We start from the raw sequence: 23,602 nt of genomic DNA on the forward strand, positions 1-23,602 counted from the left end.
TACTTCTACGTTCAGATCACCTTATTGGATACAAATACATGGTACATTGGGCAAATCAATGGATGTATGTGACGAAGGAGCTGACGATCTACGTATGAAACTTTCTGTGTTTACCGTATGTACTCCTGATCTAACACCTGAACAATTGATTACAGCAGCAACTCAAGCAGGGATAGACGGGATTGAGTGGCGGTTTGCGTCTATTCCTAAAGAAGCTTTAGCAGAAGAACCTTCGTTCTGGCGACATAATCGTTGTTCGATTGATCCAGAACATACCGAACCGAGCGTCTCGATCATTAAGCAATCTGTACAGCAACATCAATTGGAATCGATTGCTCTTGTGCCTTATCTAAAATGTGGTGATCTAGACAGCACCCATCATGCTTTTGCCACTGCTCAGCAACTGGGAGCTTCGATGATGCGTGTTGGTGTGCCAATGTATGATCGCACCCGTCATTATCGTGATCTGGATGCAGAAGCGACCCGGTACCTTTCCAGTGTGCAAGAACTCGCTCAACAATACGGGATCCAAGCATTGATCGAAACGCATCATCAGACGATAGCTGCCAGTGCTTCTGCCGCTTTACGTCTGGTTGAACATCTTGATCCAGAACATATAGGCGTTCTCTACGATCCGGGCAATATGGTGCATGAAGGATATGAGAATTATCGGATGGGACTTCAATTACTCGGGCCTTATCTGGCTCATGTTCATGTTAAAAATGCAGCATGGATACAACAAGATCAGCAGTGGCATTGTCAGTGGGCTCCGATGCTTGAAGGTATCGTTCCGTGGCAACAGATTATTAGTGATCTGCAAAGTGTAGGATACGACGGTTATCTGGGTGTCGAAGACTTTAGCGGACAAATGGATTCCTTCGAGATGTTGCAGTATTTTGCCGGATCATTCCGTGAACTTGCCGGACAGTATATCAAGGAGGGACAGTAATGACACAGTCAGATTCTAGCATACGTGTAGGTATTATTGGAGTCGGCAATATGGGTAGTGCTCATGCCCGCACTTTATTATCAGGGACGATCAAGGGTGCAGAACTTGTCGCTGTCTGCGATATTCGAGAAATGATGCGTGATTGGGTGAGTGAACAGTTATCACCGACACTGGCTTTTTGGACAAATGCAGAAGAGATGTTGTCTTCAGGTACGGTGGATGCTGTCATTCTAGCGACTCCTCATTATGATCATGCAAGACAAGCGGCACTTGCTTTTGGCGCAGGCATTCATGTCTTAGTTGAAAAGCCTGCTGGCGTATACACAAGACAAGTACGAGAAATGAATGAAGCCGCTGCTCAAAGTGGTAGTGTCTTTTCGATCATGTACAATCAACGTACCAATCCCCTTTATATCAAATTAAAAGACTTGATCTCTTCCGGTGAACTGGGCGAGATTAGGCGGCTGAATTGGATTATTACTAACTGGTATCGGTCACAAAGTTATTACGATTCCGGCGGTTGGCGTGCGACGTGGAGTGGTGAAGGCGGTGGGGTGTTGATCAATCAATGTCCGCATCAACTGGATCTATTGCAATGGACAACAGGGATGATGCCTACACGTATTCGAGCATTTTGCCAGTTTGGTAAGTATCGCAATATTGAAGTAGAAGATGATGTGACTGCTTATGCCGAATACGAGAATGGCGCAACCGCTGTATTTATTACTACCACAGGTGAATATCCGGGTAGCAATCGGTTTGAAATAACAGGCGATCAAGGCAAAATCGTAATCGAAAACGACACACTGACATTTTGGCGCTTACGTGAATCAGAGACTCAATTTAATAAGCATTATGAAGGCAAGTTCGGGCATCCTGAATGTTGGAAATGTGAGATCCCGATCGAAGGAATGGAGACCGGTCATCCAGGCATTATACAAAATTGGATCGATAGTATTCAGCATGGTACAGCTCTGATTGCTCCCGGGGAAGAAGGGATTCGTGGATTGAGCCTATCGAATGCGATGTATTTATCTACATGGATCGATGATTGGGTAGAACTGCCTGTCAGTGAAGAACAATTTGAACATGAATTAGAACAACGTAAACAACATTCCTCGATCTCCAAAAGTAATGCGGTAACCGACCAACTGCCTACAGATCTAAGTGCTACGTATAAATAATTTTGTATAAGCTATGTATTTAGGAGGTTTAGAGATGAGTCAGAGCCACAAAGACGGCATGTTCTATGCACCAACAAGTGAATATCAATCTCAAATCGTCTGTGCTCCTGGTCAATTTCAGATCGCTGTTGCTGCACTGGATCACGGGCATATCTATGGAATGTGCGAAGGACTGGTACAAGCGGGAGCTTCGGTCAAATGGGTGTATGATCCTGATCCACTCAAAGTCGAACAATTTCGCAAGAAATTCCCTGAAGTAACTATCGCTCCGACATTAGAGCATATTTTACAAGATGACGATATTGTGTTGGTGGCTGCTGCGGCTATTCCAGCAGATCGAGGGCCTTTGGGGATAAAGATTATGCAAGCAGGCAAAGATTATTTTACAGATAAAGCGCCATTTACTACACTGGATCAACTGACCCAAGCTAGGCTAGAAGCAGAACGTAGCGGACGTAAATATATGGTCTATTATAGTGAACGTCTGCATGTAGAAAGTGCTGTCTATGCAGAGCAATTGATTGGGCAAGGTGTAATCGGACGTGTCATACAGGTGATCGGCACAGGGCCTCATCGCTTACAAGCTTCCAAGCGACCGGACTGGTTTTTTCAGCGTGAACGGTATGGCGGTATTTTGTGCGATATTGGAAGTCATCAGATTGAACAATTTTTAACCTTTACAGGTTCTACAGATGCATCGATTCAGCACAGTCGTGTTGCAAACTTTCATCATCCTCAATATCCAGAATTAGAAGACTTTGGAGAAATTTCATTGCTAGGAGATAGCGGAGCCTCAGGGTATATGCGTGTCGATTGGTTTACACCGGAAGGGCTTAGTACATGGGGAGATGGACGAACGACTATTCTAGGCACAGACGGTTATATCGAACTGCGTAAATATGTAGATATCGCTCGGGATTCTACAGGAGATCATGTGTATCTGGTTAATCACGAAGGCGAATATCATTTTGACGTGAAAGGTAAAGTGGGTTATCCCTTTTTCGGTCAACTGATATTGGATGTATTGGAACGAACAGAGCATGCGATGACACAAGAGCATGCATTCAAAGCCGCTGAATTATGTCTACTTTCACAACAACAAGCGTGGAACCAAAAAGAGCCTTTGCAAGGATTTACTTCTTCGCCTGTAGTGAATCGACTGTCCTAGCATTCTCTGTCAGTGTTACAATGGAGTCGAGATTATAGACCCATTGCAGGAGGTACACTGGCAGATGCCAAATACATTGCGTTTAGACCAGTCTGTCACTTATGGATATCGCTCGGAAATGCCTTTTCAACCACCAACCGTCGATGGATTTCATTCTCATCTGCATTATGAGATTTATTATTTTCATGCAGGTGTATGTACGTATATTATTGGAGATCGCAGTTATGATCTACGCCCAGGCGATGTGTTATTGATGCATGGTATGACATTACACCGTCCTCATCCTGCTCCAGATCAGCCTTATATTCGTACAATTTTGCATTTTGATCCGGCGGTGTTACACAATTATATTCAAGCAGAACATATCACGGAATTGCTGTATCCTTTTGAACAAATTGGTAATTGTCGTCTTTCATTGAATCCAGAGCAACAAGCGGAATGGGAGCAATCTTTGGCTTCTCTTCAACAGATCGCTCCTCAGGCAAATGAAAAAGTATCGCTGCGATTTATGATGCGTATGTGTGATCTACTGTCTTTACTTGCCGAACGATGCAAGCAAGAACATATTACCTATGAGCGTATCGGTAAATCAGGATATGCACAGGCGATCCTTGATTATATCGAAGCTCATTATATGCACGATATCACACTGGATCATATTGCCGATCATCTGCATCTCTCTAAGCCTTATATTGCAAGCGTATTCAAGCAATCGACAGGGACAACCGTGTTCAAATATCTATACAATCGGCGGATTACACAGGCTACATTGTTATTTCAATATCAAGCCGATCTATCGATTACAGAAGCAAGTCGATTGGTTGGATTCAAGCAATTAACTCATTTTAGCCGACTATTCAAGCAAATGGTCGGTTGCTCACCTGAAGTGTACCGAGCCAAGTGGGTCAATACTATAGTCGATTCGTAATAAGTAGCAAAGCCTGATCGCTGTAAGTTATATCTACAGTAATCAGGCTTTTTGTATGTTTACTATTACATGTGTGACCTTAAGATTGTATCCAACCGGATTGCTGTAACAACCGACGAATCATCACTGTCGCTTGTGCGCGGGATACGTCGCTTTGCGGCTGAATCGCGCCTTGAACACCTTCAAGAATATGATATTTAACCGATAGCGCTAGTGCAGGTACTGCCCAGTTGGATACTTGCTTCCGATCGGCAAATGGGTTTATCTGTGCATTCGCTTCACGGGTCGTGATCGCTGTGCTCAATCCTGTTAATTGCATCGCATGACTTAAGATCTCACTGGCTTCTTCACGGGTAATCTGCTGATTCGGACGGAAAGTCGTATCATTGTATCCTTCAATCAGCCCATGATTACTTGCACTACCAATCACACCTGCATACCAATCGGAATCATGTACATCCGAGAAAGGGGTCTTACTTGGCTCCGCAGATAATCCTAGTGCTCTTACGATCATCGCCGCAAATTCTGCTCGTGTCACCAGTCGATCAGGCGCAAATACTCCCCCTTTTTCACCTGTGACTATCAGTCGAGAAGCCATATCATTCACATCTGCTGAGCTCCAATGAGAACGAGTATCTATCAAAGATGGATGATGAGATACCAGTGCATAGATGCCATTAGTCCATCCATGAATATGTGCTGTAGCACTACTATCATTCGGTGATGAGATCAATGTAGGTACAGGATGCATGGAATGATCGGCTTGATATACTATTGCTGTAGTAGGTTTGGACGATATTGAATCTGTCGATGTTGTTACCGGCACTGGCATCGTAAGTTCTAGACTTTGATCGGTGCCTTGCGGAGAAATAGGTACGGTCTGTCCATCATATGAAGCTTGTAATTGTACACTTACAGGCGAACCGACGATATTGATTTGTTGTAGATTCAATAGTGATTGCAGAGATGCTATATCATTATTGGATGGTGTCTTTATCTGAATCGTCAACGTGATTGAGGTCATCGATACAGGTGGCTTTGCAAAAGACTGTATTACCTTTTGCGGTTCTAACATAGCGATTGGTAATGTATAGGTGACTTGCGGACAGACAATCATGATCGTTCCTTTTTGATCGTATAATGCTTGTAGTAACGAACCTTCGATCGGTATCTGTATCGATGAATGATTACTTGTCACTGGAATCGTCAATGTATGCTCGCTATTAGCGGTGAGTTGCTCAATCGCTACATCGTTATTGATTTGGATAGAAGTGGTACCTGATAGGTCTGATTGGATCGTTGTCAGCGGATGAATAGCTGTTGGGTCAGTATCGGAATCATCAAGCGGAGTGGTCTTAGAATTTATTATAGGATCAGCTGACCCGACTACACTATCTGAGATGGATGGATGAGTCGTAGGGATCATCAAGCTTGCTGTGGGATCAGCAAATAGATACGTACCCTCTCTACCTAACTGAATCACAGCCAATAAGCGGTTATTTGTCGGATCGGCTTGCTCTCGAATATAGAGGTAGCCCGGTTGCCACCGTATAGGCGTCACTGTATCATCAGCTTGAATCCAGTGACCATTGATGCCATCTGTAGAATCTAGACTGTATTCGATCAAAGGAGTCGTTCCTGTTAACCAACCTGCAAGTACATTAACATCAACACTCTGTAGATCTACAGACGATCCTGCAAGTACAACAGGTGATAACAAGCTATCCCATCCTAAGGTATCTTCTGCTTTAGCCGATTTCACTCCGCCCCATCCCCATGCCATGATCATCAACAGACTGACACAACAGGCGTACACCGAATAGCGAACTGCATAACGTCCTTTATACCGATCCATCGCTAACCCCCTACTCTTTTCTGTACATCCGTATTTCTTGAATCATTCTATTGATGAAGTCGTTGGTATAACTGGACAGTTTCTTTTTCAGGTTCAATACCCAAGTCTTCTCGAAGCAAATTCACAAACCCTCGATAACAACTCGCTAATAATGCGTGATGACCAATACTTGCATAAGCTGTCATCAATAAGCGGCAGATTTCTTCAGAGTACGGATCTTTCTGCCACGCTCCTAATAAACGCTGAATCGCTTGCTGTTCCCGGTGATGAGTAATCTCATATTGAGCGGTAGTAAACAGCAAATTCATATACGCATGCAGTAGATTTTGACGGCGAATACTTGCCCATGGATAATCATGTTCTTCTAAATAATCCCCTCGATATAACGATAACAAGTGATCATTTTGATGATAACAATCTTCTGCATAATCTTTGTCTGCTTGAATACCTGCTTCAAAGCGATCTACATCATTCATAATGCCTTCTTGATTCAAACGGTACCCTTCTTGCGCATATTCTAACTTGGTCGTAATGCCCCATTCTTTGAGCAACTTGCGAATCTGATAGACCGATGTATGCAAATGAGTGGTCGCTTTTTCCTCTGTATATTCCGGCCATAACGCATCGATGATTTTTTCTTTGGAGACCCATTCGCCTTTATGATGTAGCAAAAATGCAAACAGTTCTTGTGCTTTCATCGTGCGCCATTTCAGCTTTTTGCCATCATGTTGTCCATCTTGTAAAGTAAGTCGCTTAAAGCATAATACTTTGACAACATCTTCAACTTGCTGAGGTTCCTGTGCTTGGGGTACAGGAATAGAATGACGAATACGTTCTAGTGTTTTCTGGAAACGAACCGGTACAATCGGCTTCAAAATATAATCCAGTGCATTCAATTCAAAAGCTTCTAAAGCATATTCCGAATACGCTGTAATATAAATAATTTTGATCTCCTGATCGATCTGTTGAATATATTCAGCCGCTTCTAGACCGTTAATCTCAGGCATACCGATATCAAGAAAAACAATATCTGTTTTATCTTTCTTCAGGTGATCAATACCAGCTTGAGCAAATGTGTATTTGCCGACCACTTCAATATTTCCATCTTTGTTTAATAGTTTTTCCAAATGTAACAACGCCGGCTTCTCATCATCAATCAAAATGGCTCTCATGCGCTTACTTCACCTCCCGGAATCGTAAAGCTTATCGTTGTTCCTTTGCCGACTGTGCTTTCAATATGAAGCCCTTGACCATACATCGCTAGTAGTCGTTTGTGAATATTGATCACCCCGACACCGCTATTGGCTGATGTAGATTCTCCTGCTAATAAAGCAGGAATTTTCTCAGGTGCCATCCCTATACCGTCATCTTGAATGCGGACAAGTAGATTATTCTGTTGTTCTTGAATAGAGATAGTTAATATTCCTCCTACTGCTCTGTTCATCAGTCCATGACGTACTGCATTTTCAACAAGGGGTTGGATACTAAGTGGTGGAATCATCTGTCCCAGTTCACGATCCACATCCCATACAATCTGCAAACGTTCATCAAACCGTGCTTTTTCAAGCGATAGATAAGACTGAATCAATTCAATTTCTTTATTTAAAGTCGTTAATTGATCTCGATTCTGAAAATCAAAACTTCGCCGTAAATATTGACTAAGCTCAATTAACAACTCTGAGGCTTGATCCGGATCGATCGAACACATCGCAATAATCGTATTCAGCGCATTATATAAGAAATGTGGCTTGATCTGTGCTTGCAAAAATGCCATTTCGGTACGCAATACGGTCTGCACCGAAGACTTCAGTTCTAATAAAGTATTTACACGTGCTCTTAGTTCAATCGCATGAACAGGCTTACCTAGAAAATCATTCACCCCTGCGGCAAATCCATTCTGAATATCTTCAGGACGACTACGTGCGGTTAACATCAATATCGGTAGTTCGGATAAGGAGTATCGTTGACGAACTTGACGACACAGTTCCAATCCAGACATCCCGGGCATCATCCAATCGGTAATCATCAGATCAATCTTCGGATGATATCGTAATTTATCTAGTGCCGCTTTCCCACTTTGCGCTTCGATTACTACATATTGTTGTAACGATAAAATGTTATTCAACACCCGTAAGTTCACCGGATCATCATCTACGATCAAGATCACTTGAGTATGGTGTGAATGAGATAGCTCATCCTCTTTATTGATCAATGGCTCTTTCTCACGTTGGAGTACGGGTTTGCTTTTCGAAATAGACTGTTTCACTTCAGGTGGAGGGGTCATCGGTTGAACAGTAGTTATCATTTCTTTGGTCACCGGTACATCGGCAGTAGGCAATGTAACTGTAAATGTAGATCCTTGACCAAGAATCGATTCTACCGTGATCTGTCCATCATTTAATTCCACTAACTTTTTGGTAATACTAAGTCCAAGCCCTGTGCCTGCGTAACTTTGCTCGGATAGCCCTAAGCCTTGTTCGAACGATTTGAAAATATCTTCATACCGATCTGCTTCAATTCCTATTCCTGTATCGACTACAGCAAACGTAACATACCCTGCACCGACTTCAACAATAAAACGTATCTCACCTTGCTCTGTAAATTTCACAGCATTGCCGAGCAAATTATAAAGAATCTGACTTAACCGATCTTCATCGGTATATAAAGGAGGCACATATTCAGGCCATTCTTGGATAAATACAATCTGCCGTCCTGCGGCCGTATAACTAACAATCTCCAGCACCGATTCAGCAATAGTTCGTAGATTAACTGCTTTGCGATCCAATAAAAGATCACCATTTTTCAACTTGGAATAATCCAAAATATCATTGATCAATGCGGCAAGCTTATGCCCTGTCGACGATACCACTATTAATTGCTCGACTTGCTTATCTTCCAGAGGCCCTGCGGCTCCTTCGATCAGTGATTCGGTCATATTAATCATGCCATGCAGCGGTGTACGAAGCGCATGCGAAGTATTTGCAATAAATTCATTTTTCAATTCATCTAATGTCAGTAATTGCTGAGATAGATTTTCAATTTGCTGAAAAGAAAGGGCAAATTGTCGACCGATCATCAGACACTGTGTAATCACAAAAAATAGTACTTCGATAGGAATAATAGCTGTATTATCTATAATTCCGCGCAAGCTAATGATACTGATAATAGCGACAACCGCCAGACTATGCACACTTAGAAGCATCGACTGACTATGCGGTTGCTTCCTGATCACTGCTCTGACTACGATATAGATTACATACGCAATCGTTAGTAGATTACAGAGGAACCAGATTTGATCTATTTGCGTGAAAAAGGAAGTCGGTGTAAACACACTCATCGCTAGTAAAACAATGCTCATGATCCGATAACTACGTAATACAAGCACATGCGCTACATTGGGCAAAGATTTACTCACATAAAACAGCAAACAATAATAGAAAATCACCGAACAACCCAGTTGAACACGTAACACCAGTTCATACGACAGTTCTGGCGATATCATACTGAATAACTTTTCTCCGTGAGTTAATACATGTAGAAAAGCAGCAATACAGAAAAATCCAAGATAAAGTAAGGTCTGATCTTTGCGTCGCATCTGATACAGAATCAATACATACAGACCCGGAAGTAAAAAGCCCCCCATGACAGCGATATCGCTAATAATAGAAATTTCACGTTCTTTTGTAATAGCAGTCATATCGCCAAAGTTAATCGGATAAGCGATACCACCAGAGGAATAACTATAATTCGATACTTGTACAACCAGATCAACAGTATTGCCATCGATAGGAACCCATGTGTTATAAGGCACATTGTTAGGGACTGTTGTTGCCGCTGTTGTACCAGGTGTTCCACTGGAACCTACCCGTTGTCCATTAATAAAAATGCGATGAGCAGTACGAATATTTTTGACATGAATCCCGTATAAACGTTCTGCTTGTTGCTGATCTCCTACCAGAATACGTAAATGGTAAGTAGCATATCCAAAAGCAGAGCTACCGTTTTTTTGCATGACTTTGTTCCACGATTGAGGGACTTGAATCGGTTGCGCGGGAATATTTATTTTCGCTGATGCTCCATTTTGAAAATCTTGAGGGTTCAGAAATACAGAGGGATAGATATCCCATTCGCCATTTAGCGACACAGTACCGTTGGTACTATAATCCCATTGGCGTAAATCTATAACTCCATGTTGTGCGACAGGATGATCTATTTTATCGACAAGATATTGCCGGATAAATCCGTATACAGGCGCAGCGATTAGCAATAGTACGATTAAGGGCACTAGCCATTGTTTTTTCATAACGGCTCCTTCGTCTTCTAATATCTTGTGTCTATGTAAAGCGGATATTGCATCTTTGTGCAAATTTTATGCATGTCCTACTCTATATAACGGTTGAAAGGATCCAGAAATGTTGGTTTTGAAACAAAAAAATTCAGTATTTTTGCTAATTATTCAATATGTTTGATTTGGTGTATGTTAACTATAGAGACATAGCCTACGAGGAGGAATACTTATGAAAGCAGTTGTTATCGAACAATACGGTGAAAAAGAAGAACTGAAAGAAATGAATGTTCCTGATCCTGTACCCGGAGAACATCAAGTCGTCGTCAAATTAAAAGCAACTTCGATCAACCCGATCGATTGGAAATTACGTGCAGGTTATTTAAAACAGATGATGGATTGGGAGTTCCCGATTATTTTGGGATGGGATGCTGCTGGTGTAATTACAGAAGTCGGTTCTGCGGTAACGGAGTGGAAAATAGGAGACGAAGTATTTGCTCGTCCGGAAACAACACGTTTTGGAACCTATGCAGAATATACGCTTGTGGATGATCATTTATTAGCAGCGTTGCCTGTGAGTGTGACTTTCCAAGAAGCCGCTTCTATTCCACTCGCTGGACTTACTGCATGGCAAGCACTGTTCGATCATGGACAATTGCAAGCTGGTGAAAAAGTATTGATTCATGCAGGTGCAGGTGGCGTAGGAAGTCTAGCGATTCAACTTGCCAAAAATGCAGGTGCACATGTCATCACTACAGCTAGTGAGAAAAACAAAGAGTTCGCCACATCTCTAGGTGCAGATGAAGTGATTGATTACAAATCGACAGACTTTTCCGAAGTCTTGTCCGATATTGATTTGGTATTTGATACCATGGGCGATAAGATTCAAGCAGATAGCTTCAAAGTACTCAAACCGGGCACTGGACGCTTAATTTCTATCGTAGGTGAACCGGATGAGAAGTTAAAAGCACAATACGATGTGACTGCTAAGTCGATCTGGTTAGAACCTAATGGCGAGCAATTGCAAAAGCTAGGTTTATTGATGGCTGAAGGCAAGCTTAAAGCAATCGTAGGCACTGAAATTCCTTTCTCTGAAAAAGGACTACAAGAAGCTCATGAATTAAGTGCAACTCATCATGCTAAAGGCAAAATTGTAATCACGTTCGAATAGAAACGGTGGTGCAATAATCTATGGGATGGTTAAATCCAGCAACCGTATTTTCTGACCCTTTATTTCGCTTGGTCTGGTTCATTGAATTACTGATATTGTTATTTGTGATTTTGACAGGTTCACGCTTTTCTCGTAAAAGCTGGATCGGCACAACGATTCTGTTGGTCTTGGGGTTAAGCGCACTTCTCCCCGGTTACATTTATCAATTAACAAATCCTGATCGTGTCGGTGCATTGATCGATATTCCATTGTTACTGATGTTTCCTATTATGCTGGTCAGTGTTTTATGGGCGATCATCATTTGGATCTATCGCTGGCGTATCCGTCAACGTTCACGAGTTACACAGACCTAATTTAAACCAAAAACCTCTTATATCGGCAACTCGCCAAAGTAAGAGGTCTTTGGTGTACTCTATTTTCAAAGTCATGACCAAAAGCACCAGACTTTAGTTGTCTTTTTGCAATTGCTCTACAGTGGTACGTATAATTAACTGAAGAGCACGTGACATAAGATTGATAGGTAGTGTTGGTAAGCTTGGCTTGTGAAGTGCCATTTCGGTAGACGCGGGAAAATGCACAAATCCTGCGAGTACACCCGGACTGGATTGCTTCACATAATCGAGAACACCATACATCACGTTGTTGCAGATAAACGTCCCTGCGGTATTGGAGATCACAGCTGGAATGCCATTTTCAATCAATCGATCTGTTATTTGACGAATCGGTAACGTTGAAAATAATCCGTCCGGTCCATTGGCTCGAATCGGTACATCTTGTGGACGTTCATTGCGATTATCTCCATAGCTCGAAGCTTCAATATCTTTGATATTAACAGCAATACGCTCCAGATTGACTGCGGTACGTCCAGCTGCAAGTCCGCAAGCGATAATAATATCCGGCTGAAAACGTTCCACTTCAGCAAGCAGTAACTCTACACACTCATCATAATGTACAGGTAACAATATCGTATGCAGTTCTAACGAAATATCGGTAAACGAATGATCTTCCATCGCTTGTACTAAAGATTGCGTAGGATTAATCGTATGACCGCCAAACGGCTCAAATCCAGACAATAACAGTTTCATTATTTACAGCCCCTTTTCGCTTATGGTATGTGTAGAAAACATGGTTATTAGGAAGATATCAGACCTTTTGTTTCTCTACAGTTTACATGAAGATGACCAAGTTGGACATTGACATTTAAAATGAATCCGTTACAATTAAAGTATACATTTTTAAAAATTAAATTTTGCAAAATCATTTTTAAAGGAGATGGAATAGAATGTCAGTATACGATTATTCAGCAACAACGATTGATAAAGAAGAAAAGTCTCTTGCCGATTACAATGGGGATGTACTCCTTATCGTAAACACAGCAAGTGGTTGCGGTCTAACTCCTCAATATGAAGGTCTGCAAAAATTATACGATACTTATAATGAACAAGGATTCAAAGTGCTTGGTTTCCCTTGTAACCAATTCAAAGGACAAGAGCCAGGAACAGAAGAAGATATCAAATCATTTTGTCAGGTCAACTACAATGTTAGCTTCCCATTGTTCTCCAAAGTAGATGTGATCGGTGAGACAGCTCATCCATTGTTCCAATATCTAGTGAATGAAGCTCCTGCACCTTCTCGTACGGGAGAGATCGAATGGAATTTTGCTAAGTTTTTGGTTGATCAAAAGGGAAATGTGGTTAAACAATATCCATCACGTCTTGATCCAGCAGAAGTTGAAAGTGATATTAAAAAAGTACTTGCTGGTGAAAAATTAAACTAATTGTATGCTGAATACAATTGTTAAATTGTGGTAACATAAGGATGAAGCACTGTTTTCACACTATCTAACTGGAGGTCGATGAACAATGGCATTAACATTTATGGATTTGGTAACGAGAGCAAGAAATAATGTACCTGGTGTATCTTCTGAAGAAGCACGCAAAAAAATTAACGCACAACCGGATACATTTATTATTGATGTGCAAGATGCTAAAGACGCTGGAGCTTGTGGTCTAATTCCAAGTAGCGCGAATATCACTTTGGGTATGTTACCAATTCGTGCTGATCTACAATTGCCAGAAGAAATGCGCGATGGTCGTTTGTCAGATCGTTCACGTCCTATTCTAGTTACTTGTGGTGCAGGTGGACAAGCTGCTCTTGGTGCTTATCTTCTTAAAGAAATGGGCTTCACAGATGTAGCTTATATCGACGGCGGAACAGCAGCATGGAAACAAGCTGGCTTTGAAGTTGAAGAAGCATAATTAATCACACAGATTTCTGGTGAATATAGCAATAATAAGAAAGCCTTGAAGATTTATTTCAAGGCTTTTTGTATATCTTATTCGTTGTATATAGATCATCATAGATTGACGATAAGGGTAAATCTTTAGTAGTCCACATTGTAATCGTTATCATTTTCGGATTTTTATAAAAGATATATTGATGTCTATAAAAGATTATTTTTCTAAAAAAAGCGAAATATAGCGATATTTCTGCATATACAGCCTTAATGATCTATTATAACAACTGAGTCTTCTACATTATAGCGATAACCTTCACTTTACTACGTTTAACATCTGTAACTAAATGGGTAATGTTTTTCACAGCCGTACGCAGTCTACGCCGAGATTGGTATCTTTGAGAGTTATGGTCTCTCTTCTTCCTCCGGTGGCAGGTCGTTCGCTTGAAAAGATCAAGGGGGTAATAATAGATGAGTCGCAATGTAACAATGATGCAATTTTTTGAATGGCATGTCGAGGCTGATGGTTCACACTGGAAAAGATTACAAGAGACAGCAAAAGACCTTAAAAAAGCGGGTATCGGTACAGTATGGATTCCACCGGTTACCAAAGGACATACACCGCAAGATACAGGATATGGTGTCTATGATCTGTACGATCTAGGCGAATTTGATCAAAAAGAATCGGTACGTACTAAATATGGTACAAAAAAAGAATTACTGGATGCGATTGCTACCTGTCACCGTCTTGGAATCAATGTATATACGGATCTAGTCATGAATCACAAAGCAGGTGCAGACGAAACGGAAGCATTCCATGTGATTGAAGTTGATCCCAATAACCGTACAGAAGAAATTTCGGAACCTTTTGAAATTGAAGGTTGGACGAAATTTACATTCCCTGGTCGTGGCGAAGAGTACTCTGCTTTCAAATGGAACTACCATCATTTCAATGGTACCGATTACGATGCTCGCGAAGAACGTACCGGTATTTTCCGTATTGCCAATGAAGGCAAGCAATGGAATGAAAATGTAGATAATGAGTTTGGTAACTACGATTATTTGATGTTTGCCAATATAGATTATAATGTTCCAGAAGTACGTGAAGAAATGATCAATTGGGGTAAATGGATGATCGACACCACCCGTTGTGATGGCTTCCGTCTGGATGCAATTAAACATATTAACTATGAATTTTTACGTGAATTTGTAGGTGAAATGATCAACAAACGTGGACAAGATTTCTATATTGTAGGCGAGTTCTGGAATCCTGAATTAGCCGCTTGTCAGGAGTTCTTGGATACAGTTGATTATCAGATTGATCTATTTGATGTATCGCTACATTACAAATTACATGAAGCTTCTCAATCTGGAGCGGCTTTTGATCTTTCGACGATTTTCAACGATACATTAGTACAGACTCACCCTACTCATGCTGTAACTTTTGTCGATAATCATGATTCTCAGCCGAATGAAGCGTTGGAATCTTGGATTGAAGATTGGTTCAAGCCATTAGCGTATTCATTAATCTTGTTACGTAAAGATGGATATCCTTGTGTATTCTATGGTGATTATTTCGGAATCGGTGGCGAACACCCAGTAGAAGGTAAAAAAGATATGCTGGATTGCTTGTTATATTCTCGTTATAACAAAGCCTATGGTGAACAAGATGATTATTTCGATGATGCCAATATTATCGGTTGGGTACGTAAAGGTATCGAAGAAATCGAACGTTCCGGCTGTGCAGTCGTGATGTCTAATAGCGATGGTGGCGAAAAACGGATGTTTATCGGTGAAGAACATGCTGGTGAGATCTGGGTAGACATGACCAATGCTCGTGAAGACCATATTACGATTGAAGAAGATGGTTGGGCAACTTTCTTTGTCAATGGTGGTAGTGTATCGGTATGGGCATTGCCTGAACTGGATATCGATCATGAAAACGATGCTGAAGAAGAACATTGTGTCGCTGTACCGGAAGGCGAAGAACTAGAAGGAACTGTAGTGGTAGATCGTGGTTCTGAAGATTCCAATGATAACGAACCTACACCGACTCACTAATTTTTAAGACAATATGATGTATCACCTAAAAGCGGAATATACTCTTCTTATTCAGAAGAAAGTATATTCCGCTTTTTTTATATATTTATATATTATGCATACGTTATATGATTAAGATTGAAAAGAATGATAACTTACAAATTCAGCTACAGGCTTGCGGTAACCTCGTGGGCGTTGACTAGCGGTGTCTTCTTTGCCGATTGTCATCATCATAACCGGTACATACGTATCAGGCACATGAAGTTCAGTCGCTACTTGTACAGGATCGAAGCCGATCATCGGACAGGTATCCCAGCCTTTTTCTTTGGCGATCAACATCAAAGCCATTGCTGATAGGCTTGCATTGCGAATCGCTTCTTCTTTTTGAAAAACATCGCCTCGATCATTATAAAATTGAATTGTGGATGCTACAGTCTGATCATATTCTTGTTTGCTAAGTATTCCGAGATTGAACATACCTTCGTAGATTTCAGCGGTATGCTCATGGGCCTTAGTATTTCCTAAGACTACAATCACAGCCGATGACGTAAGTACTTTATATTGTTTACCTGAAGCTTCGTACATTTTATGTTTACCTTCAGTATCATTGATCACTACATAATGAACATGTTGCAAATTAAAAGCAGAAGGTGCAAGCTTAACAAGGTTGAAGATTTCCTCTAATTCTTTTTCGGTTATTTGAACATCTGGCAAAAACTTAGAGGCGGATCTTCTTTCTTTGTATACATCCAAAAATTCTCCCAATGGTTTCTCCTTCTTTCTTATAACTAAATTATAGTATATATTATTTTATCGGTTAGTTACCTTAAATATGTATAGCTAAATAAAAAATAATGGAGTGAGACCATGGAAAACTTTAAAGATCGCTTTAGTGAATCTTTTTTACAACATTTTGTCGAGAGTATACAGAGCCATTCTGCTGCCTTTGATGCCGATGTATTTTTCAAGCAGATTTATGATGATCAGTGGCAAGAACTGGCTTTTAAGCAGCGGATACGACATATTGCTCAAGCCATCACTGTAGCGCTCCCTCTTCCTTATGAGCAAGCGATAGATATCTTGATCCAAGTCGCTCCCAGTTGCCGTGGAGTGGAGTATTTATTTTTCCCTGATTATGTAGAGTTGAATGGGTTAGAGTATCTGGATATCTCTATACGTGCGCTAGAAATATTTACAGTATACTCTAGTGCTGAATTTGCAGTTCGTCCATTTATTATAAGGTATCCTGAGCAAATGTTAGCCCAGATGGATCGTTGGATCGTAAGCGATAATGAACATCTACGCCGACTAGCTAGTGAAGGATTCCGTCCACGCTTGCCATGGGCGACTCAGTTACCTTTGTTTATTCAAGACCCATCTCCAACACTTGAACGCTTAACACAGCTCAAAACCGATTCTTCGCTCTATGTACGTAAAAGTGTAGCGAATCATCTCAACGATATGGCTAAAGATCATCCTGAACGAATCGCTAATCTAGCCAAAGAATGGTACGGTCACGATACACATACCGATTGGATTGTACGTCATGGTTGCCGGACACTGCTCAAGCGAGATCATCCTGCTATTTTGGAGTTATTCGGTTATGTAGCCAGTGAAGACGTACATATTGCCAATTTTCATATTCAGCCTACAGCAGTTATGATGGGCGACTATGTAGAGTTTTCTTTTTTATTGATGAATGAATCTTCTACCGATCAATTGCTACGCATCGATTACGAAATTCATCATATGAAAGCCAATGGTAAAAATGTACCCAAACGATTCAAATGGACAGCCAAATCTTTTACACCGGGTAGTCATTTTCTAACTAAAAAACATCTCTTCAAAGAAATTACAACACGTAAGTATTATGCAGGTATTCATTATGTATCGATCTATATCAACGGTGTGGAGCAAGATAAAGCTTCATTTCAACTACAACTTTAACTGCAAAGAGTTGGCTTAGTAGGCTGTCTATTCTCTCTGTCCCCTACTTTCTTTCTTATTATAAAAGTAGATCGTAAACATAAAAAGCAGGCAACCCGTGGAGCTGATCCATCGGTTGCCTGCTTTTTATATTATGCTGTTAGCTGATGATCAGCTAATTATTTTAAAACGCGAATGCGTTCTTCAAGCGGTTTGAACTCTTTGTCACCTGCTGGTGCTGTTGGCTTACCGAATGGCATTTGCGCAACTAATTTCCATGATTCTGGAATATCCCATTCTGCTTTGATCTTCTCATCAATCAATGGATTATAATGCTGTAGTGAAGCGCCATAACCTTCAGCTTCAAGCAATGTCCAGATCAGGTATTGATGCATACCGGAAGATTGTTGCGACCATACCGGGAAGTTATCTTGATATGCTTGGAACTGCTCTTGCATACCACGAATAACAGACTCATCTTCGAAAAATAGAATCGTACCATATCCTGCTTGGAAACTATCCATTTTTTCTTGTGTAGGTGCAAATTTATCAGCAGGTACGATTTCTTTTAGAATATCTGTCGTAAACTGCCATAATTGATCATGCTTTTCACCAAGTAAAACAATCACGCGAGCACTTTGAGAGTTAAACGCGGATGGTGTATGTAATACCACCTCTTCTACAATCTCTTGAATACGTTCGTCTGAAGTCACCGCTTCTTTGCTGATACCGTAAATACTTCTTCTGTTCTTCATTGCACTAAGTATATCTGGATTCGTCATTACAATCATCCTCCTTCAATCAAATTGAGTACGGAATGTGAATTGTTGTGCTCCTATGTTATTTACCCATTGTGATGAAAAACTATCAGTAACCTACAAAAATAAAGAAACAGCGAGAGAACTCGCTGTTTCTGATCTGTGCTTATTTTTGATATTGACGCATACTTAGCAATACTTTGACAGCTTCTGCTCTTGTAGTTGCATCTGTTGCTGCAAATGTATTATTGCCTTTACCGGATAACAATTGAGATTGTTGCATAGCTACAACAGCAGCTTGAGCCCACTTCGGAATCTTCGCTCCATCAGCAAAAGAAGGTGTAGCCTGACTATTGATATTCAACTGCAATACTTTTGATACGATCACAGCCATTTCTGCACGTGTTACCGGAGCATTTGGACGGAATGTGCCTTTAGCATCCCCTTGAATAAATCCAGCTTGTACCGCACGTGCAATCGCTGATTTTGCCCACGAACCTATAGAGTTCTGATCGCTAAATGATAATACTGCCTCTTCTTGACTAGTAGACAATCCATTCATGATCATCACCATAAATTCAGCACGCGTAACCGGTGCACCCGGCTTAAATGTACCATCAGTATAGCCTTTCACAAGCCCTTCACTGACTGCTTGTTGAATCATCATTTCTGCCCAATGACCTTGGATATCTGTTAATGCAGTCGCTGTAGGTACTGCCACAGGCTCAGTCACCGGGGGTACAACAGGCGTTACAGATTCGGATACGTTAGAAACAAATACTGCATATTTCGTAAAATGATCCACCTGTGTACTGATTTGATTACCATTTACTTGAGAGTTGCCTGTCGATATCCAGATTTTCTGATTTTCATCAAAATAGAATACTCCGACTTGCTGATTAGGCTGTACCATCGCTGAATTAAAGGCGAATGTTAATGTAATCGGTATGCTGAAATTTTGAGTGAAATTTTTATTAAGTTCATAAACACGACTGACTAATGTATTCAGATTGGTCATTAAATTAGCAGGCTCTGCAATCGGAACAATCGAAAGATTCAATGGTTGATTAATCGAGCCTACTGGAATACGAATAGAAATATCGTTATCTAAGCTTACTTCACCTGCTTGATCTTTAGTTAAGAGTAATAGCCCATTGGTAGACACTTCTTTGTCCGGTACTGAAGTTCCACCTGAACCTGTGCTATTAGAAGTCGAATCTTCTTTCTTTTTCCATTTCGCTTGTAACATGATATTGGAATTGATCGCTGTTGTATCAAAATCGAACGGGATCGTCAAAGCATTATCCAGATACCAATTCACAAAGGTGTATCCTGAACGAGTCGGCGATGTAGGAGCTGTGATTTTACCTCCGTGATTGACAAAAATATCATCGATCGTAGATCCACCATAGGTATTGAAACTAACTGTATAGACCTGATCTGACCAGTCTGCATACAATGTCATATTCGACGTAATTGGTGTCTGACCGAAATCGAATAACGTTGTTAATGTAGCGTCGGTATACCAGCCAACAAAAGCATATCCAAATTTGGTTGGAGAAGCAGGAGCGATGATCCTGTCTCCATAATCCACATTGATATTCGCTACAGCACTGCCTCCATACGTATCAAAGCTTACAGTATACGCATTTTTGCTCCATTTACCGTACAAAGTGATATTGTCGGTTATCGCTGTATTCCAATCGTACAATGTTGTTCGAGCTGCATCACTATACCAACCTGCAAAGGTATAGCCTGACTTGATTGGATCGGTAGGCGATTTCACTAATGATTGATAATTCACCAGTTGATCGCTAATCAGTGATCCACCATCGGTATCAAATGTACCTGTATACGGCTTAATAAGCCATTTTGCATACAAGATCATATCCGTCGTGATCGGCATACTTGTAAAATCAAATACCGATTGAAGTTGATTATCTGTATACCAGCCTGCAAAAGTATATCCTGTACGTTCAGGTGCTACAGGTGGTATCGCTAATTCTTTATAATTGATCATTTGATCGGTTACGACTGTTCCGCCGTTAGTCTCAAAAGAGAGCTTATACGCATTGACTGACCATTTAGCATATAAAGTGATATCTGTATTGATTGGTGTAGTAGTAAAAGAAAAAGGCTTTGTTTTGGCTTCATCCGTATACCATCCAATAAATGTGTATCCTGATTTGGTCGGATCAGAAGGCGCAGAAGCTAGACTTTGATAATCAACTGCCATATCAGCAATCGCTGAGCCGCCGTCACTATTAAAGGTCAATGTACGCTTAAAATAGACTTTAAAGGTGATCGTGGTTTGGTTACCTGCAAGATCAGTTACGACTAATGTATGATCTCCTTCGGTACTTACTGTATCTCCATTATTAAAAGCGATGTTGTCTAATGTGGCTGTTCCTTCATTGAATTGAATCTGAGGAGCCGTAGAATAGGACATATTAGAGGCTACACCGGTAATAACAGGCTTGGTCTGATCTATTGTGAATTTCACGGTAGTACTACCTATTTCATTCGTAACAATAAGAGTATATATACCGTCTGTAGTTATAGACGTACCTTTGCCAAAGTTAACCCCATTTAATGTGGCTGTCCCTTCATTAAAAGTTGGTGTAACCGTATTTGCGTATACACTGTTGTTCGTGACTCCATCAATAACTGGAGTATATCCTTGTAACACTGTAATATCTACTCGTGCTTGTCTACCACTACTTGCATTCGCACCTGTATAAAGAAAGGAATCATTTCCTACATAACCAATAGTGGGTGTATATACAAAAGATCCATTTGGAGACATTGTCACTTGTCCATGTGCAGGTGGTTGCTGAAGACCTACACTGATAACATTTTGATCATTTGTTAATACATTTCCGGTCTGACTCTTATTTTGTGACACAGAGTAAGAGTCATTATTAACGACCGGCTGAGGCTGGTCTGTTGTCAGTGAAGGATACAGGCCTTCTGGAACTATATAATAATTTAATTGTGCTTGATAACCTCTTAAATCAGGCACGGCAAATACAGTCTGATTATTACCACCAAATCGGTACTCTAAAAGAGAATATAATACATTATTCTGATTCATAGATAAAAGATTGCCTGTTGCAGATAATAAATTATTACCAACTACAGGTACGAGGTAGGGAATAACTTCTCCTACATATTCATCACCTGTACCATTTTCGGCTTGAAATGAAGGATCTGTAGATATAGCATACTTTACATTGGGTATTAGATCCGTAAGCACCGGCAATTGGAAAGTATTCGTTGCATCTCCACCAAATTTTGTACCGATCATATTATACAAATCAGTATAGGATTGAATAGATAGCGTTTGCCCTTGTAGAGCTTTCCAACCTGTTGGAACAAAATAATAAGGGAAAAGTCTCACTTCACCTAATGTGGAATTAGATGATCCACTTAGACCTTCATCACGACTTGGAAAAAGACCATTTAGTGCGATATAATAACCCATTCCTACGGGTGCTTTGCCTGTTAAGTTGGGTACTTGGAAGGTCGTCCGCCCATCTCCACCAAATGTTGTACCGAGCAAAGCGAATAAAGCTGAATTTTGATTAATTGGTAATGATTGTCCCGCTGCATACACCCAACCTTTTGGAGCCCGGTCATAAGGGAATAATTGGATTTCTCCTACATAAGGGATTGTTGCAGCTGCATGTGCACTTTGATTGATTCCAAGCTGGGCTGGAACACTACTGATGACTAAAACGATAATCATCCACACCATAATTACTTTTTTACTTAACGTTATCCCCACTAATTCATCCCCTACGTTTCTCATATTCGAAAGTGTGTTTACTGCCTGTTACTTGCCTTATGATGTATACATTTCGTAACCTTTCACTTTATCTCAGTGTAAACGATATCGACTAGAAAAAGTATCAAATTTTATCCTAAATCTAAAATAAATTGTATAATTATAGGTTTTCATTTATAACATTCACTTTATTAATTAAATAACGAAAAAAATATAACTTATTATGTATTTTTTAACTATTTATAGATAGCATTAGAGTCTCTATTTGTTTAACAACGACTTTGATTCGTTTATATACATAGAACAACATCAAGCGTACAGACAGGAGGATGACGATTGTGATTGAAATCGGACTTACAGGATTTGGAGATCATCCTGAACTCTATGGCAAAATCAAAGCCCCTGAACGATTACCTACGTATAGTGAACATTTTCCTATCGTTGAAATAGACAGTTCATTTTATGCAGTTCAACCTGTCAAAAATGTAACCAAATGGGTCGAACAAACGCCGGATCATTTCGGGTTTGTATTTAAAGCGTATCAAGGCATGACCGGACATTTACGAGGGAAAAAGAATTATTTCGATACGAAAGAAGAAATGTTCCAAGCATTCCATGTGTCTTTGCAACCTGCGATTGATGCAGGGAAGTTAAGGATGGCGTTATTTCAATATCCACCGTGGTTTGAATGTAATCGGGAAAATGTAGATACGCTACGCGAAACGCGTGAATTAATGGGTGATATTCCTTGTGCTTTAGAATTCCGTAATCAGACTTGGTATATGCCCGAATTCCGAGAAAAGACACTGGACTTTATGCGTAAAGAAGATTGGATTCATACGATTGTCGATGAACCGCAAGCTGGCATGGGCTCGATTCCGATCATTACAGCAGCCACCTCGAAGCAAGCGACCTATGTACGTATGCATGGACGCAATGTAGATGGTTGGCATAAGAGCAGTGATCCTAACTGGCGCAAGCTCAGATATCTGTATAAGTACAGCACAGAAGAATTAATCGAATGGCGGGATCGACTGCTAGAGATTCAAAATCAGTCAGAACATGTCTATGTCGTGTTCAACAACAACTCTGCTGGCGATGCGACTCCTAATGCCAAAGAGTTAATTGAACTATTAGCTGATCACAACGTGTTGTCTGAAAAGCATGATATTGGAAGTTCTTCATCATAATATATTTTAATGTAGTTTGTATCCCTATTCTGCATACGTAAAAAAGTATTATTTTCAATAAATGGCTTGAACCCCTAACAAACAAAGCGTATAATCAAAGTATAAAAAAGATTGTACAGATGTTG

At 40.5% G+C, this 23,602-nt stretch carries 18 protein-coding genes; 11 read left to right on the forward strand and 7 right to left on the reverse strand.

Going from position 1 to position 23,602, the window contains the following annotated elements:
* Positions 1-94: 94 nt before the first annotated feature.
* From PaeCFBP13512_RS14170 to PaeCFBP13512_RS14185, 4 genes are all read left to right on the forward strand, one after another.
* On the forward strand, positions 95-949 hold the full coding sequence (locus PaeCFBP13512_RS14170; protein ID WP_069325726.1) for a sugar phosphate isomerase/epimerase family protein: 855 nt from the start codon (positions 95-97) through the stop codon (positions 947-949).
* Positions 949-2,133, forward strand: coding sequence for a Gfo/Idh/MocA family protein (locus PaeCFBP13512_RS14175; RefSeq protein ID WP_137223886.1), 1,185 nt, complete (start codon positions 949-951; stop codon positions 2,131-2,133). The genes PaeCFBP13512_RS14170 and PaeCFBP13512_RS14175 overlap by 1 nt, the downstream gene beginning before the upstream one ends.
* 34 nt (positions 2,134-2,167) lie before the next feature.
* Positions 2,168-3,301 carry a Gfo/Idh/MocA family protein gene (locus tag PaeCFBP13512_RS14180; protein ID WP_137223888.1) on the forward strand — a complete coding sequence of 378 codons (1,134 nt, stop codon included), beginning with the start codon at positions 2,168-2,170 and terminating at the stop codon, positions 3,299-3,301.
* 64 nt (positions 3,302-3,365) lie between these two features.
* Complete coding sequence (locus PaeCFBP13512_RS14185) at positions 3,366-4,229, forward strand: AraC family transcriptional regulator (RefSeq protein WP_137223890.1); 864 nt, start codon at positions 3,366-3,368, stop codon at positions 4,227-4,229.
* A 79-nt stretch (positions 4,230-4,308) separates the two neighbouring features.
* Here the strand turns inward: PaeCFBP13512_RS14185 and PaeCFBP13512_RS14190 are convergent, their stop codons facing one another.
* The 3 genes from PaeCFBP13512_RS14190 to PaeCFBP13512_RS14200 are packed head-to-tail and all read right to left on the reverse strand — an operon-like array spanning position 4,309 to position 10,387.
* Positions 4,309-6,084, reverse strand: coding sequence for an S-layer homology domain-containing protein (locus tag PaeCFBP13512_RS14190; protein ID WP_137223892.1), 1,776 nt, complete (start codon positions 6,082-6,084; stop codon positions 4,309-4,311).
* Between the two features lie 47 nt (positions 6,085-6,131).
* Entirely contained in the window at positions 6,132-7,256 is a 1,125-nt protein-coding gene (locus PaeCFBP13512_RS14195) for a response regulator (RefSeq protein WP_137223894.1), read from the reverse strand.
* Positions 7,253-10,387 (reverse strand): hybrid sensor histidine kinase/response regulator, encoded by a 3,135-nt coding sequence (locus tag PaeCFBP13512_RS14200; protein ID WP_137223896.1) that lies wholly within the window; start codon positions 10,385-10,387, stop codon positions 7,253-7,255. The genes PaeCFBP13512_RS14195 and PaeCFBP13512_RS14200 overlap by 4 nt, the downstream gene beginning before the upstream one ends.
* Positions 10,388-10,601: 214 nt before the next feature.
* Between PaeCFBP13512_RS14200 and PaeCFBP13512_RS14205 the strand changes: the two genes are divergently transcribed.
* Complete coding sequence (locus tag PaeCFBP13512_RS14205; protein WP_137223898.1) at positions 10,602-11,540, forward strand: NADP-dependent oxidoreductase; 939 nt, start codon at positions 10,602-10,604, stop codon at positions 11,538-11,540.
* Between the two features lie 20 nt (positions 11,541-11,560).
* Entirely contained in the window at positions 11,561-11,893 is a 333-nt protein-coding gene (locus tag PaeCFBP13512_RS14210) for a hypothetical protein (RefSeq protein WP_137223900.1), read from the forward strand.
* A 93-nt stretch (positions 11,894-11,986) separates the two neighbouring features.
* Here the strand turns inward: PaeCFBP13512_RS14210 and PaeCFBP13512_RS14215 are convergent, their stop codons facing one another.
* Entirely contained in the window at positions 11,987-12,625 is a 639-nt protein-coding gene (locus PaeCFBP13512_RS14215; protein WP_069325735.1) for a pyroglutamyl-peptidase I, read from the reverse strand.
* A gap of 197 nt (positions 12,626-12,822) precedes the next feature.
* On the opposite strand from PaeCFBP13512_RS14215, the gene PaeCFBP13512_RS14220 reads away from it, so the two are divergent.
* From PaeCFBP13512_RS14220 to PaeCFBP13512_RS14230, 3 genes are all read left to right on the forward strand, one after another.
* On the forward strand, positions 12,823-13,317 hold the full coding sequence (locus tag PaeCFBP13512_RS14220) for a glutathione peroxidase (RefSeq protein ID WP_137223902.1): 495 nt from the start codon (positions 12,823-12,825) through the stop codon (positions 13,315-13,317).
* Positions 13,318-13,402: 85 nt separating this feature from the next.
* Positions 13,403-13,798, forward strand: a complete 396-nt coding sequence (locus PaeCFBP13512_RS14225) for a rhodanese-like domain-containing protein (protein WP_137223904.1) — start codon at positions 13,403-13,405, stop codon at positions 13,796-13,798.
* A gap of 449 nt (positions 13,799-14,247) precedes the next feature.
* Complete coding sequence (locus PaeCFBP13512_RS14230; protein WP_137223906.1) at positions 14,248-15,837, forward strand: alpha-amylase; 1,590 nt, start codon at positions 14,248-14,250, stop codon at positions 15,835-15,837.
* A 111-nt stretch (positions 15,838-15,948) separates the two neighbouring features.
* Here PaeCFBP13512_RS14230 and PaeCFBP13512_RS14235 read toward each other — a convergent pair whose 3' ends face one another.
* The gene (locus PaeCFBP13512_RS14235) at positions 15,949-16,581 is read right to left on the reverse strand and encodes a nitroreductase family protein (RefSeq protein WP_137223908.1); all 633 of its coding nucleotides are present in this window, start codon (positions 16,579-16,581) and stop codon (positions 15,949-15,951) included.
* A 102-nt stretch (positions 16,582-16,683) separates the two neighbouring features.
* On the opposite strand from PaeCFBP13512_RS14235, the gene PaeCFBP13512_RS14240 reads away from it, so the two are divergent.
* A complete protein-coding gene (locus PaeCFBP13512_RS14240; RefSeq protein ID WP_137223910.1) occupies positions 16,684-17,763 on the forward strand; it encodes a DNA alkylation repair protein in 1,080 nt (359 codons plus the stop codon).
* A 158-nt stretch (positions 17,764-17,921) separates the two neighbouring features.
* Here the strand turns inward: PaeCFBP13512_RS14240 and PaeCFBP13512_RS14245 are convergent, their stop codons facing one another.
* Together PaeCFBP13512_RS14245 and PaeCFBP13512_RS14250 are read right to left on the reverse strand one after the other, a co-directional pair.
* Entirely contained in the window at positions 17,922-18,524 is a 603-nt protein-coding gene (locus tag PaeCFBP13512_RS14245) for a nitroreductase family protein (protein ID WP_069325739.1), read from the reverse strand.
* A 142-nt stretch (positions 18,525-18,666) separates the two neighbouring features.
* Positions 18,667-22,311 carry an InlB B-repeat-containing protein gene (locus PaeCFBP13512_RS14250; protein ID WP_137223912.1) on the reverse strand — a complete coding sequence of 1,215 codons (3,645 nt, stop codon included), beginning with the start codon at positions 22,309-22,311 and terminating at the stop codon, positions 18,667-18,669.
* Positions 22,312-22,625: 314 nt separating this feature from the next.
* On the opposite strand from PaeCFBP13512_RS14250, the gene PaeCFBP13512_RS14255 reads away from it, so the two are divergent.
* Positions 22,626-23,477 (forward strand): DUF72 domain-containing protein, encoded by an 852-nt coding sequence (locus tag PaeCFBP13512_RS14255; RefSeq protein WP_137223914.1) that lies wholly within the window; start codon positions 22,626-22,628, stop codon positions 23,475-23,477.
* The last annotated feature ends 125 nt before the right edge of the window (positions 23,478-23,602 follow it).

The organism is Paenibacillus sp. CFBP13512 (assembly GCF_005233705.1).
In the GTDB taxonomy this organism is placed as follows: domain Bacteria; phylum Bacillota; class Bacilli; order Paenibacillales; family Paenibacillaceae; genus Saccharibacillus; species Saccharibacillus nuruki.

What these genes read in the sequence shown, in the direction of transcription:
- PaeCFBP13512_RS14170 (WP_069325726.1), top strand. Translation starts at nt 95, where the DNA reads ATGAAACTTTCTGTGTTTACCGTATGTACTCCTGATCTAACACCTGAA.
- PaeCFBP13512_RS14175 (WP_137223886.1), top strand. Translation starts at nt 949, where the DNA reads ATGACACAGTCAGATTCTAGCATACGTGTAGGTATTATTGGAGTCGGC.
- PaeCFBP13512_RS14180 (WP_137223888.1), top strand. Translation starts at nt 2,168, where the DNA reads ATGAGTCAGAGCCACAAAGACGGCATGTTCTATGCACCAACAAGTGAA.
- PaeCFBP13512_RS14185 (WP_137223890.1), top strand. Translation starts at nt 3,366, where the DNA reads ATGCCAAATACATTGCGTTTAGACCAGTCTGTCACTTATGGATATCGC.
- PaeCFBP13512_RS14190 (WP_137223892.1), bottom strand. Translation starts at nt 6,084, where the DNA reads ATGGATCGGTATAAAGGACGTTATGCAGTTCGCTATTCGGTGTACGCC.
- PaeCFBP13512_RS14195 (WP_137223894.1), bottom strand. Translation starts at nt 7,256, where the DNA reads ATGAGAGCCATTTTGATTGATGATGAGAAGCCGGCGTTGTTACATTTG.
- PaeCFBP13512_RS14200 (WP_137223896.1), bottom strand. Translation starts at nt 10,387, where the DNA reads ATGAAAAAACAATGGCTAGTGCCCTTAATCGTACTATTGCTAATCGCT.
- PaeCFBP13512_RS14205 (WP_137223898.1), top strand. Translation starts at nt 10,602, where the DNA reads ATGAAAGCAGTTGTTATCGAACAATACGGTGAAAAAGAAGAACTGAAA.
- PaeCFBP13512_RS14210 (WP_137223900.1), top strand. Translation starts at nt 11,561, where the DNA reads ATGGGATGGTTAAATCCAGCAACCGTATTTTCTGACCCTTTATTTCGC.
- PaeCFBP13512_RS14215 (WP_069325735.1), bottom strand. Translation starts at nt 12,625, where the DNA reads ATGAAACTGTTATTGTCTGGATTTGAGCCGTTTGGCGGTCATACGATT.
- PaeCFBP13512_RS14220 (WP_137223902.1), top strand. Translation starts at nt 12,823, where the DNA reads ATGTCAGTATACGATTATTCAGCAACAACGATTGATAAAGAAGAAAAG.
- PaeCFBP13512_RS14225 (WP_137223904.1), top strand. Translation starts at nt 13,403, where the DNA reads ATGGCATTAACATTTATGGATTTGGTAACGAGAGCAAGAAATAATGTA.
- PaeCFBP13512_RS14230 (WP_137223906.1), top strand. Translation starts at nt 14,248, where the DNA reads ATGAGTCGCAATGTAACAATGATGCAATTTTTTGAATGGCATGTCGAG.
- PaeCFBP13512_RS14240 (WP_137223910.1), top strand. Translation starts at nt 16,684, where the DNA reads ATGGAAAACTTTAAAGATCGCTTTAGTGAATCTTTTTTACAACATTTT.
- PaeCFBP13512_RS14245 (WP_069325739.1), bottom strand. Translation starts at nt 18,524, where the DNA reads ATGACGAATCCAGATATACTTAGTGCAATGAAGAACAGAAGAAGTATT.
- PaeCFBP13512_RS14250 (WP_137223912.1), bottom strand. Translation starts at nt 22,311, where the DNA reads ATGAGAAACGTAGGGGATGAATTAGTGGGGATAACGTTAAGTAAAAAA.